The sequence below is a fragment of the Pedobacter sp. genome (genome assembly GCF_031119335.1).
Taxonomy (GTDB): Bacteria; Bacteroidota; Bacteroidia; order Sphingobacteriales; family Sphingobacteriaceae; genus Pedobacter.
The window spans coordinates 1-13,074 of record NZ_JAVHXT010000002.1 but is presented as its reverse complement, the minus strand read 5'-3'; the positions used below and the strand labels follow the sequence as shown (position 1 = coordinate 13,074).

Genomic DNA, 13,074 nt, shown 5'->3' with positions numbered 1-13,074 from the left:
AAAAGTATGAGCGAAAGATTTGTTGGGCGAAAGATTTTTCGCCCGTACGTTATTGAAGATTTAACGTGCCGCTAATCTGTTTTAAATAAATTTCGGCAAGTTTACCCTGGTATTTTATTTCCAAATATCTGTTGTTCGCATCAATAAAATTTCGTTGTGCTTCCCTTAATTCTAAAGGGGTAATATTGCCCAATCTATATTTTTCTAGAGTGATGTCTAGATTTTGGGTAGCGATCTCTATATTGCCTCGCTCCAATTTCGCCAGCTCTAAGAAGGTAGAATAATCCTGATAAGCGCTTGTAAGCTGCGCATTAAGATTTTGCTTAGTTTGGTTAAGTTGTAACTCGGCAGTATTGATATTGATTTTTGCATTTCGTTCGTTCTGACGTTGTAAAAAGCCGTTAAAAATGTTTACTGTTGCTGTTAGTCCATAGCTAAAACCCCGAGCTCTAAATTGCGTGTTAAATCCTGTAGGCGATTCGCTCCGGTTAAAATCATACCCACTATTTACACTTATTTGAGGATAGCGGTTACCCTGCACTTGCTTTAAACTTAATTCGGCAATTTTCTTGTTAAGGATAGCACTCTGCAAAGCTGGGTTTAATTGATCTAGCTGAGCTGCTAAATTGGTGTAATTCAAGTTCTCTTCTATATCGAAAGCATTGTCTACCGTAAATTTGATATTTACATTGCGGGCCATAAGCTGGTTTAGGGTTACCATGTAATTGTCTAGCAGATTTTTTTGCTGCAAATAACTCGAAGTGTCAGTATTATAATCTACTTGAGCGGCAAGTACATCTAGCTTAGAACCACGGCCTATTTTCAGCTTGCTATCCGCTATGCGCAAACGAAATGAAGAAATATCTATGGTGCTGTCTGCAGCAATAACTAATTGTTGCTGCTTGGCAACATTGTAATAGGCAGCAAGTACGTCGGTAATTGTGGTTAAAATTTGCTGTGTAGCATTTTTTTCTCCTTGTTGCTCTAATGCCTTTAAGCGATCGTAATTGGCGAACATGCTAAAACCATCAAAAACCGTCCAGTCTAAACCAACACCATAGCCCATGTTGCTGTTTCTCGCACCATTAATTCTTCGTTCAGTTCCACTGGCTTGTGTTTGTAAAGTGTTTTGCCTGCTGCCGCCAGTAGAGAAATCTCCGATAACTAAGGGCAGCATACCTGCATTACCTAAATTTGCGTTGTTTTTGGCAATCTGCGTTTCATTTTTAATGAGTTTAATGTCGTAGTTGTTTTGCAAAGCGGTACGGATGGCTTCTTGCAAAGTCAGTTTTTCTTGTCCGTAAACCAAGGTGCTAGATAAAAAAATCGATAGCACTCCAAGCATCCTAAATTTGTACTGTTTCATCTTATGCTATTGGTTTTTAGGTGTTTCTTCATCGGCTGTTGCCGCTGCTAAAGATTGTTTTAAGTCTTTGTTCTCTTTATGTTCCTTAGACCAAAGGGAGTAAATGGCAGGGATTACAAATAGTGTTAAAATGAGAGAAAACATTGTGCCGCCAACAATTACGGTTCCCATACTCATTCTGCTTTTTGCTGCCGCTCCCAATGCCATAGCAATGGGCAACGCACCAATCGCAATAGCCAAACTAGTCATCAAAATTGGACGTAACCTAGAAACAGCAGCCTCTCTAATGGCTTCTTGTACAGATTTTCCTTGCTCTTTAAGTTGGTTGGCAAATTCTACAATCAAAATGCCGTTTTTGGTTACCAAACCAATTAGCATGATGGTTCCAATCTGACTGAAAATATTCCAGCTTTGCCCGCATAACCATAAAGATAAGAATGCACCTGCAACCGCCATTGGTACGGTTAAAATAATGATTACTGGATCTTTAAAACTTTCGAACTGCGCCGCTAAAATTAGGTAGACTAATAGCAAGGCTAATCCGAAAGCGAACATAGTGTTTGATGAACTCTCCTTGAAATCTCGCGACTCGCCACTTAAATCGGTAGTGAAACTTTCATCTAACACCTTGGCGGCAATTCTGTCCATAGCATCAATGCCCTCACCAATGCTTTTGCCAGGTGCTAAACCTGCCGAGACTGTAGCAGAAATAAACCTGTTGTTGCGGTACAGTTGCGGCGGACTGCTTTCTTCTTTTGCAGTAACCACGTTGTCTAACTGAATAAGCTGACCTTTATCGTTACGTACGTAAACAGAACTTAAATCTAAGGGATCTTTTCTATTGGCGACATCAAACTGACCAATCACCTGGTATTGCTTGCCGTTCATAAAAAAGTAAGAAAAACGCTGACCACTTAAACCAAGCTGTAATGTTTGTGCAATATCAACAATAGAAATGCCCAAGCTCTTCGCTTTTTCTCTATCAATAGTGAGGTTGATTTCTGGTTTGTTGAATTTCAAGTTCACATCAGAAGTAGTGAAAGTTGGATCTTGCGAAACAGCCTCCATAAATACGGGAACTTTGTCTCTTAGCTTCTCGAAATTTTGAGCTTGTATAATGTAACTGATGGGTAAACCACCTCTACGCCCCACAGAAATAGTAGGTTGCTGCGTCACGGTAACTTTCCCTTCTGTGTATTTTCTGGTGATCTTTGTCAGGTTATCTGCTATTTCTTTCTGCGTACGTTCGCGATCGCCAGGATCAACCAAACCCATTCTTACAAAACCAGAGTTGGTAGCACCAGCGCCGCCAAAACCTGGAGAGGTAATGGTGATATTCACATTTTTTTCAGGAACTGAATCGAGTACCATCTGGTTGATCTTCATCACAAAACGATCTGTAAATGCAAAAGAAGAGCCCTCTGGTGTGCTTACGTTCATGTTAATGGCACTTCTGTCATCGTATGGTGCAGTCTCTTTGGGCAAAACTTTCCAGAAAAGGAAAATCAGCCCTGCGCAAACTAAAATGATTGGAGCAGAAAGCCAGCGGCGATTTAAGAATTTTTCAAGATTACTTTTGTAGGCTTCATTCAGTTTTACGAAGTAAGGTTCGGTAATTCGATAAAATTTGGAAGGTTTATGACCACCTTTCTTCATCAAATAAGCATTCAACATAGGAGTTAAAGTCAATGATACGAATGCGGAGATTAATACCGCCGCACCAATAGTGACCCCGAACTCCCGAAACAGCCGCCCAACAAATCCTTGTAAGAAAATTACTGGCAAAAACACCGCCGCCAAGGTAATTGAAATGGAAATTACGGCGAAGAAAATTTCATTAGAACCTTTAATAGCCGCTTCGATAGGAGAGTAGCCCTCCTCCACTTTTTTGAAGATATTTTCCGTTACCACGATACCGTCATCCACTACTAAACCAGTTGCTAAAACAATGGCCAATAGTGTAAGTACATTGATGGAGAAACCAAAAATGTACATGATGAAAAACGTCGCAATTAAGGATACAGGAATATCAATCAACGGCCTGAAAGCAATTCCCCAATCTCTGAAGAATAGGTAAATTACCAAGATTACCAGTACTAAGGCAATTAAAATGGTTTCAGCTACTTCAGTTACCGAACTTTTGATAAACCTGGTGGTATCTAAAGAAACTTTAAGCTTGATGTCTTCTGGCATATCTGCCTGTAGCTTGTCAAATCTGGCATAAAATTCCTTGCTGATATCTAGGTAGTTAGCTCCAGGTTGCGGAATAACACCCACGGCAACCATCGGTTTGCCAGATTCGCGAAGTACAGTTTCTTCGTTTTCCGAGCCAATTTCGGCAACGGCAACATCTTGTAAACGTACCACGCTGGTACTGTCGTTCTTAATAATTAGGTTGTTAAACTGCTCTGCATTGGTGAGTTTGCCAAGTGTTTTCACCGTTAATTCAGTAGCTGCGCCAGTCAGTTTTCCAGAGGGAAGTTCTACATTTTCTCGATCAAGAGCAGTTACGATATCCTGTGAAGTTAAACCGTAAGAAGCCAATCTCGTTGGGTCTATACGGATACGCATGGCATATTTACGCTGCCCCTGAATTTGCATGCTACTCACTCCCGGAATGGTCTGTATCCTGTCGGCAATTACGTTTTCGGCAAAATCACTTAGATCAGTTACACCACGTTTATCACTTTGGATGGTCATTGAAATAATCGCATCCGAGTTAGCATCAGCTTTGCTTACAATAGGCAAACCGTCTATGTCTTTTGGTAGGTTTCTGGCAGCTTGCGATACCTTGTCGCGTACATCGTTTGCGGCAACATCAATATCCTTCCCTAAATTAAACTCTACAGTAATGTTACTTGTACCTTGATTACTTGAGGAAGTGATATTTCTAATTCCATCAATAGAATTGATAGCTTTTTCTAAAGGTTCGGTAATTTGAGACTCGATAATATCTGAATTGGCACCTGGGTACGAAGTTCTTACAGAAATAACCGAAGGATCAATAGATGGGTATTCCCGTATGCCCAAAAAGTTATAGCCAATTACCCCGAAAAGGATAATTACCAAGTTCATTACAATGGCAAGAACTGGTCTTTTAATACTGGTGGTCGATATGCTCATAAGCCCCTCCCAACCTCCCCAAAGGGGAGGAGATGGATTATTTATTTAGATTTTTGAATTTTAACTTTAACATCTACCTCTGGTTTAAGCGCCATTGCACCAGTAGTCAACACAGTATCGCCTACATTTAAGCCAGAAAGTACTAAAATTTTATCGGCAGTTCTGGTGCCCGTTTCAATAGGAACTTGTTGTGCTTTTCCATTTTTAGATATGTAAACCACTTTTCCTTTCAACACTGGAATTACCGCTTCTGTTGGAATTAGTATAGCATCCTTAATAGAAGTTAATGCCAATTTCACTTTGGCAAAAGAACCAGGCAAAAGTTCGTTGTTGGCGTTTGGAGCTAAGGCTTTAATTTGTAGGGTTCGGGTTTGCTCGTTTATACCAGGTTCAATGGCGAACACTTTGCCTGTATAGGTTTTGTTTCTGCCATCGATATTAAAAGAAATATTACTGTTGGTATTGAGCTGCGAAACATATTTCTCTGGAATAGAAAAACTTATTTTAACAGGGTTGGTACTTAACAGATTTGCGATAACTGTGTTAGGGGTAAGGTACTCGCCAACTGAAATATTGCGTAAACCGACTTTACCGCTAAAAGGAGCAATGATGGTTGTTTTTGCCAATTGTGCCCTGATCAATTGCACTTGCGATCGTAAAGCTTGCAGCTCGGCTTGCGAAGTATCATATTCTTCCTGACTGATAGCTCCTTTTTCCAGAAGTTGTTTTGCCCTGTTTTCGTTGCTTGCAGAAAGATTTTGTCTTGTGAGTGCTTCACGCAGTTGCGCTTGTATATCTCGATCGTTTATTTTCACCAAAGTGGCGCCCTTGCTTACGTTACCGCCTTCCTTAAAATAAATTCCAGTTACCAAACCAGCTACTTCACTTCTTAAGGTCACAGCTTCATTGGCTTCTATACTGCCAGTAATTTCTAAGTTGTTGCTAAATTCTGAAGTTTTTACTTCGATCCCATCTACGTTTAAAGCTGGGCCGCCTTTTCCTTTTCCGCCTTTACCGGGGCCTCCTGCTGCGCCACCACCTTCAATTTTTTTATTTTCAGTTATTCTATAGTAAACAAGATAGGCAAGTCCTAATGCCAAGATCAGATAAAATATATATCTTTTTTTCATCGAAGTTAAATAGCTGTGAATTTGGTTTGTTCTTAAAATATGATTTCAAAAAACAATGGAATCAATACAAACAAAAATATCTATTTGTTTCGCCATTATAAAGATGTACTAACTATGTTACAGCTACGAAGCAGGTTTTTATAAATTGACCACGAAGGCACCAAGTTCACAAAGATTTAGCTTTGTAATCAATAGTTCAAATATTCTTTTTTAAACTTGGTGTTCTTTGTGTCTTGGTGGTTGATATTGGCTATTTGCATGTCGTATGGTTAAGCGTTCAAAAGTTAACCACGAAGGCACTAAGTTCACAAAGATTTAGCTTTGTAATCAATAGTTCAAATATTCTTTTTTAAACTTGGTGTTCTTTGTGTCTTGGTGGTTGATATTGGCTATTTGCATGTCGTATGGTTAAGCGTTCAAAAGTTAACCACGAAGGCACTAAGTTCACAAAGCTTTAGCCTTAATAGCATATAGTTCAAATAATTTTCTTTAATACTTGGTGTTCCTTACGTCTTTGTGGTAAAAAGACAGCGGTTATGAAGATGTACTAACTATGTTACAGCTGTGTTAACATAAACATTGAGGAAAGTAGTTTTAAATTTTATTTTTGTGCAAAAGCTTATGGATTACCACAAAGGCACAAAGTGTTCTGGTGGTCTAAAACAAAACAATATAAATGAAAAAACTATTAGGGATAGCATTATTGCTAACGTTAACAATGGCAGCTAAATCGCAAGTTAAAATTGGCTTCGAGATTTCTTTTAAAGAACCTCAAGCACATTACGCAGAAGTAGAAATGAACATGTCGGGCATTGCGGCAAAGGATTATGTAGATTTAAAGATGCCAGTTTGGACACCAGGTTCGTACTTGGTTCGCGAATTTGCTAAAAACGTAGAAAACTTTACAGCTACAGTGAATGGGAAACCTGCTAAAGTGCAGAAAGTTACCAAAAACACTTGGAGAGTTTTTAACGCTAAAGCGGCTGCTGTTAAAGTGAATTACAGAGTTTATGCCTACGAAATTTCTGTACGTACGGCGTTTATAGATGAGTCGCATGCCTTCCTTTCTTCTGCAGGTATTTTTATGTACCCAGAGGGGATGATCAAAAATCCAAGTACCGTGAAGATTGTGCCTTTTGGCAAATGGGATCAGGTAAACACGGGCTTAGAGCCAGTTGCCGGACAGAAATTTACTTACTACGCTTCAGATTTTGATGTGCTTTTCGATAGCCCACTTGAAGTAGGTAACCAAGATGTTTTCGAATTTGATGCTGCGGGCGTAAAACACATTGTAGCTATGTACGGCGGCGGTAATTATGATAAGGAGCGCCTAAAAGTGGATATGGCTAAAATTGTAGAGGAAGGAACCAAGATTTTTGGCGACAACCCGAACAAGCATTATACTTTTATTGTACATAACTATGCTAATGGTGGTGGTGGTTTAGAGCACTTAAACTCTACTGTTTTGGGTGCTACAAGAAATGCCTACGGTACCGAAAGAGGTTACAAAGGTTTCCTTTCTTTAGTTGCACACGAGTACTTCCACTTGTGGAACGTAAAGAGATTACGTCCGGTGGCCTTAGGTCCGTTCGATTATGATAACGAAAACTATACCACCAACTTGTGGACAGCAGAAGGTTTTACCTCGTACTACGAAAACAAGCTGCTAATTAGAGCTGGACATACCAACGAAGCAACCTTCTTAAATGATATCATCGGAGGTTTGGGTACTGTAATTAACACTCCTGGATCGAAAGTGCAGTCGGCTTCTTCTTCAAGTTTCGACGCTTGGATCATCGGTTACCGCCCTAACGAGAATTCAAAAAACAGTGCAATTTCATACTATAGCAAAGGCGAAATTATTGGTTTACTGATGGATTTGGAAATCGCAAACGCTACTAAAGGGGCAAAAAGCTTAGATGATGTAATGAAGGCAATGTACGAAGAGGGTAAGGTGAAAAAACGTGGTTACACCGATGCTGAATTTAAAGCAATGGTTGAGAAAATCAGCGGAATGAGCTTCACAAACTTCTGGGCGAAATATGTAGATGGCACAGACGATATCGAATTCACGAAATATTTCGCTTATGCTGGTATCGATGCCGTTGGAGAAACAGCTTCACCAAATAAACCATATACAGGCGCTTCTTTGAAAGTAGATAGAACGGTTGCTATCAGCGGCGTTTCTAGAAATTCACCAGCTTGGGTACAAGGCTTAAATGTTAACGATGATATCTTAGCAATAGATGGTTCTAGCATAGCTGATGAAATGCGCAGCATAAGATTGCCAAACCCTGGTTTAACTTTAGAAGCTTTACCAAGCATTGCCAAAAAACAAGTTGGTGATGTAGTAGAAATCACCGTGAAGAGAGATGGACTGGAAAAGAAAATTTCGTTAACCTTGAAGGAAAGTCCTAATATTCGTATCAAAGCAAGCTATAACGAGAACGCAACACCACAACAATTGGCGGTTAGAAAAAGATGGATGGCTGGAAAATAATTGTAGCCACATTATAAAAAAAAAGTCCCGACGCACCTCGGGACTTTTTTTGCTTTATTGTTTTGATTAGAATGTGAAACGCACACCTAAACCAATATCACCACTGTAAAAATCAGTGTCAGGAGTTAATCTTAATGTAGGGATCCAGTCTAAAGATAAATTGATAGGCGCACCGTTAAATTTATAATCTAAACCTAGCACACCATTTACACCTAAGTAAATGTCGCTATCATTGTTGTGATGTTTCCATTTCATCGAGCCAATACTTCCACCAACACCATAGTACCAGTTTAATCCTGGCGCACCACCAATTGGATTGTAGATCTCATAAAGTCCAGTTAATTGCGCATAGTTTACGCCGCTAGAACTTCTAAAGTTACCAATTAACTCTAGCATTGCGCCCTTGTTTAAGCCAGTTTTAAATGAAACTCCATTGTAGCTACCAAAACGACCACCAATTGCGTTTTTGTACTCTTGAGCATTTGCACTAGATAAGTTCATAGTGAAAAGTGCTACACCTGCGATAATTGTAAATAGTAATTTTTTCATCAGTATAAAAATTTGTTTTTAAATGGTAAAGAAGCTATCCCGATAAATTGAGATGGTTTCATAAAATGTAAATTGTTTATGTATAATGAACACGGCATAACAACTTTTGTGCCTTTTGTATATTTAAAACAACAATGGAGTAGGTTTTTTGTTTCAAATGGAGATAGGCGAGCTTAAAAATAATTATGCTTGCATAGTATAAACTTCGTTTAAAAATCTTAAATTAGGATGTTTAACAATCAGAAATGGTTGTTTTTCAGTGTTTAGCCAATATAAAATCAATCGTATGTCAGCTTCAGTAACCAGAGTTTTCGATCTCCTAAAACACAATTTGGAGAAATTTTCAAAAGATGAATTTATTAGTGGGAAAATAAATGGGGAGTGGGTAAAATATAGTACACAACAGTTTTGTGAACACACCGACTATTTAAGTAAAGGTCTTACAACAGTAGGTATTGGCAAAGGCTCTAGGGTGGCAATTATGTCTACCAATAGACCAGAATGGAACATTGGCGACTACGCCATTATGCAATTGGGTGCTTATCAAATTCCATTATATCCAACTTTAGCAGAGCACGATATTAAATTCATTATAGAAGATGCCGAAATTTCTGTGGTTTTTGTTGGCGATGAACAGTTATATGAAAAAGTAAAGAAAGTAATCTCGGAAGTTAAGCACGATATAAAAGTATATACCTTCAATAAAGTTTCTGGTGCTAGCCATTGGCAAGAATTGGTAGAAATTGGCAAAAATACAGATGTTGATTTGGAAACGTACAGAAGTCAAGTTACACCAGATGATATCCTCACATTGATATATACATCGGGTACTACCGGAACACCAAAAGGCGTAATGCTTACCCACGATAATTTGGTGCAGAACTTTAAAAAATCTGCGGTGCTGTTGCCAAAAGGAGTAGCTCACGGGCTAAGTTTTCTGCCTTTGTCGCATATTTTCGAAAGGATGATTTCCTACCTTTATGCCTATCTGAATATCTCAATTTACTACGCAGAAAGTATGGATACCATTGTAGCAGATATCCAATCTGTAAAACCAACTGTATTTTCAACGGTCCCTAGGCTGCTAGAAAAAGTCTATGATAAAATAGTAGAGAAAGGAAAAGCTTTAACTGGCATTAAAAAGATGATTTTCTTTTGGTCGTTAGCTTTGGCAGAGAAATACGATACCGATAAAGGTTGGTGGTATACTTTTAAGCTGGGTATCGCCAGAAAATTGGTATTTACGAAATGGCAGGAGGCTTTAGGAGGAAATATAGAAGTGATTATTTCTGGTGGTGCAGCTTTAAATCCACGCTTGGCTAGAGTGTTTTGGGCTGCTGGGTTGCCAGTTTTCGAAGGTTACGGCTTAACGGAAACCTCACCAGTAATATCGGTAAACTACTTTGATGCCATTAAATTTGGTTCGGTAGGTAAACCAATAGAAGGGGTAGAGGTGAAAATTGCCCAAGATGGTGAGATTTTGGTAAAAGGACATAATGTGATGAAAGGCTATTATAACAAGCCCGAATTAACAGATGAAGCAATAGACAACGAAGGTTTTTTCCATACGGGAGATATTGGTGAACTTACGGATGGCTACTTGAAAATCACCGATAGGAAAAAAGAAATGTTTAAAACTGCGGGAGGTAAATATGTTGCACCGCAGATGATTGAAAATAAGATTAAGGAAGCACCGCTCATTGAACAGATCATGGTGGTGGGCGAAAACAGAAAATTCCCTTCAGCTTTGGTGGTGCCAAATTTTGAGGCACTTAAAGGTTGGTGTAAAATTAAAGGAATTGAGTACGGTAGTAACGAAACTGTAATTGAAAATAAGGAAGTTAAGGGTAAGTTTCGTAGGCTAATTGACGAAGCAAATAAAGAATTTGGCAATTGGGAGCAGATAAAGCAATTTGCGTTATTGCCGAAAGAGTGGAGTATAGATGGGGGCGAATTAACACCTAAATTGAGCTTAAAGCGCAAGGTAATTTTAGAAAAGAATAAAGACGTTATAGAAAAAATATATAAAGATGCAGAAAACCATCAGCCAGAAACTAAGTAACAAGTTTAAGGTAAAAACATTGTTTGCGGCAGCGCTAATTTTAAATTTTGGTTACGCAAATGCCCAGGTAGAAAAGGAAAAAGATGTAAAAGCTTTTGAGTTTTTATCTAAAGCAAATAAAGGATTTGATAGAAAAGCACAAGAATTTAAAAATGGTGCAGTAGTTTCTGCACATCCCGAAGCTACGGCCGTAGGAGTTGAAATTCTTAAAAAAGGTGGCAATGCGGTAGATGCAACCGTGGCTGTTAAGTTTGCACTTGCGGTGGTTTATCCAAATGCTGGTAATATTGGTGGCGGTGGTTTCTTAATCTATCGCTCGGCCAAAGGCGATATTGCTTCTATGGATTTCCGTGAAAAAGCACCAGCATTAGCTAGCAAAGACATGTATCTTGATGTAAATGGCGACCCAATTTCTGAAAAAAGCAAAGAAGGTCATTTGGCTGCGGGTGTACCAGGAACTGTTTCTGGAATGGTAGAATTGCACAAAAAATACGGGAAATTAAAGTGGGCCGAATTGGTAGAGCCTGCTTATCAGTTGGCATTGAAAGGCTTTAAACTTACCAAACAACAGGTGAATGAGCTTAATCGTTTGAAAAGCAAGTTCGAGCAGTTTAATCCGCTAGGTACCGCATTAATTAAAGCCGAAGGTAAGTGGGAAGAGGGCGATTTGTTGGTGCAAACGGAATTGGCAAACACCATGCGCTTAATTAGAGATAAAGGCCGTGCTGGTTTTTACGAAGGCGAAGTAGCTAATTACATTGCCGAAGAAATGAAAAGAGGTGGTGGATTGATTTCAAAAGAAGATTTGAAAAACTATCACGCTGCTTGGAGAAAACCGATAGTAGGAAATTACAAAGGCTATAAAGTAATTACCATGCCGCCTACCTCTAGCGGTGGTATTGCTTTGGTGCAGATGTTACAATCTGTATCAACCTACCCGCTATCTAAATGGGGCTTTAATGCAGATTCTACAGTACAAGTAATGGTAGAAGCAGAAAGAAGAGTATATGCAGATAGAGCGAAACATTTAGGCGACCCAGATTTTTGGAAAGTACCGCAGAAAGAATTGCTAGAACCTGCTTACAACCACAGCCGCATGGCCAACCTAAATTGGGACAAAGCTACGCCAAGTACCGAGATACAAGCGGGAGAATTTGTCAAAAAAGAGAGTGAAGAAACTACCCATTTTTCTATCGTAGATAACGCGGGCAATGCCGTGTCATTAACCACAACTATTAACACTTCTTATGGTAATTATGTAGTGGTAAAAGGCGCTGGTTTCTTGTTAAATAATGAAATGGACGATTTCTCGGTGAAGCCAGGAGTAGCTAACTACTTTGGTTTAATAGGCTACGAAGCAAACGCCATTGCGCCAAACAAGCGTATGTTAAGTTCAATGACACCAACAATTTTAGAGAAAGACGGCAAACTTTCAATGGTAGTGGGAACGCCTGGTGGTTCTACAATTATGACATCAGTTTTTCAAACGATATTAAACGTGGTAGATTTTGGAATGGATATGCAAGAAGCCGTAAACGCAAAGAAATTTCATCACCAATGGTTGCCAGATAGGGTAGATATTGAGCCTGATGCATTAAAACCAGAAGTGCAACAAAAATTGGAAGCAAAAGGCTATGTTTTTTATAAACGTAACGGAATTGGCAGGGTAGATGCCATTTTGGTAACTAAAAAAGGAACTTATCAAACAGGCGCAGATCCGCGAGGAGATGATACCGCCGGAGGTTGGTAGTATTTATTGTGTAATAAAATGGGAGCGAGGTTAACGGATGTTAATCTCGTTTTTTTATTGTTTTTGAAAAGCAATTTCCAGAAACCAATTAAAGTAAGTCCCGCTTTTACTTCTAGTCCTCACTTCGTTGCACTCGTTCCGGGCTATCCGTTCAATCGGGTTTAGAAAACTTAAGCAATTGCAAATAACCCCCGCTCTTAAAAGCCTAAATTTTGGCTAAAGCCGCTTTTGAATTATTCTCTATTCCGTTGGCTAAAGCCAACGGCAATGAATTTTGTGGACATAGCCTAAAAGGCCTAGCAGTTGAAGCCGCTGGTTAGTTGCTGCCCAAAAAATTGCGAATAATTTCAGCCAACTGCGGAGTTTTCATTGCTGTTTTATTTGCCGTTGGTCTTATCCTGGTGTTTCATTGCCGTCGGTTTTAACCGACGGATTTTGGAAGATTTGTTATTGGCTTTAGCCGCATTTTTACATTTTAGTACAAGCTTTTGTTTATTAAACACGACTAGCAGCGATATCCTTTTTGTAGTAAATTACTTATTGATGCGCATTGTCAAAACAAAAGCCGCAAGCATTCAAATAGACCTCAACAGA

7 protein-coding genes are annotated in these 13,074 nt (G+C 39.1%); 3 read left to right on the top strand and 4 right to left on the bottom strand.

Features of this window, described 5'->3' with window-relative positions:
- Window positions 1-49: 49 nt before the first annotated feature.
- Genes REI64_RS02295 through REI64_RS02285 form a run of 3 tightly spaced genes read right to left on the bottom strand, consistent with a single transcriptional unit; the run spans window position 50 to window position 5,619 of the window.
- Window positions 50-1,366, bottom strand: a complete 1,317-nt coding sequence (locus REI64_RS02295) for a TolC family protein (RefSeq protein ID WP_308848471.1) — start codon at window positions 1,364-1,366, stop codon at window positions 50-52.
- Between the two features lie 6 nt (window positions 1,367-1,372).
- Window positions 1,373-4,489, bottom strand: coding sequence for an efflux RND transporter permease subunit (locus REI64_RS02290; protein WP_308848470.1), 3,117 nt, complete (start codon window positions 4,487-4,489; stop codon window positions 1,373-1,375).
- Between the two features lie 41 nt (window positions 4,490-4,530).
- Window positions 4,531-5,619 carry an efflux RND transporter periplasmic adaptor subunit gene (locus REI64_RS02285; protein ID WP_308848469.1) on the bottom strand — a complete coding sequence of 363 codons (1,089 nt, stop codon included), beginning with the start codon at window positions 5,617-5,619 and terminating at the stop codon, window positions 4,531-4,533.
- Window positions 5,620-6,295: 676 nt separating this feature from the next.
- Here REI64_RS02285 and REI64_RS02280 point away from each other — a divergent pair.
- The gene (locus REI64_RS02280) at window positions 6,296-8,119 is read left to right on the top strand and encodes a PDZ domain-containing protein (protein WP_308848468.1); all 1,824 of its coding nucleotides are present in this window, start codon (window positions 6,296-6,298) and stop codon (window positions 8,117-8,119) included.
- A 66-nt stretch (window positions 8,120-8,185) separates the two neighbouring features.
- On the opposite strand, the gene REI64_RS02275 is transcribed toward REI64_RS02280, so the two are convergent.
- On the bottom strand, window positions 8,186-8,668 hold the full coding sequence (locus tag REI64_RS02275; RefSeq protein WP_308848467.1) for a hypothetical protein: 483 nt from the start codon (window positions 8,666-8,668) through the stop codon (window positions 8,186-8,188).
- Window positions 8,669-8,954: 286 nt separating this feature from the next.
- On the opposite strand from REI64_RS02275, the gene REI64_RS02270 reads away from it, so the two are divergent.
- Together REI64_RS02270 and ggt are read left to right on the top strand one after the other, a co-directional pair.
- The gene (locus tag REI64_RS02270) at window positions 8,955-10,730 is read left to right on the top strand and encodes a long-chain fatty acid--CoA ligase (RefSeq protein ID WP_308848466.1); all 1,776 of its coding nucleotides are present in this window, start codon (window positions 8,955-8,957) and stop codon (window positions 10,728-10,730) included.
- Complete coding sequence (gene ggt / locus REI64_RS02265) at window positions 10,699-12,480, top strand: gamma-glutamyltransferase (protein ID WP_308848465.1); 1,782 nt, start codon at window positions 10,699-10,701, stop codon at window positions 12,478-12,480. Before REI64_RS02270 ends, ggt begins: the two co-directional genes overlap by 32 nt.
- Window positions 12,481-13,074: the final 594 nt, after the last annotated feature.

Excerpts from the sequence above, each read along its gene's own strand:
- REI64_RS02295 (WP_308848471.1), bottom strand. The coding sequence starts at position 1,366 with ATGAAACAGTACAAATTTAGGATGCTTGGAGTGCTATCGATTTTTTTA.
- REI64_RS02290 (WP_308848470.1), bottom strand. The coding sequence starts at position 4,489 with ATGAGCATATCGACCACCAGTATTAAAAGACCAGTTCTTGCCATTGTA.
- REI64_RS02285 (WP_308848469.1), bottom strand. The coding sequence starts at position 5,619 with ATGAAAAAAAGATATATATTTTATCTGATCTTGGCATTAGGACTTGCC.
- REI64_RS02280 (WP_308848468.1), top strand. The coding sequence starts at position 6,296 with ATGAAAAAACTATTAGGGATAGCATTATTGCTAACGTTAACAATGGCA.
- REI64_RS02275 (WP_308848467.1), bottom strand. The coding sequence starts at position 8,668 with ATGAAAAAATTACTATTTACAATTATCGCAGGTGTAGCACTTTTCACT.
- REI64_RS02270 (WP_308848466.1), top strand. The coding sequence starts at position 8,955 with ATGTCAGCTTCAGTAACCAGAGTTTTCGATCTCCTAAAACACAATTTG.
- ggt (WP_308848465.1), top strand. The coding sequence starts at position 10,699 with ATGCAGAAAACCATCAGCCAGAAACTAAGTAACAAGTTTAAGGTAAAA.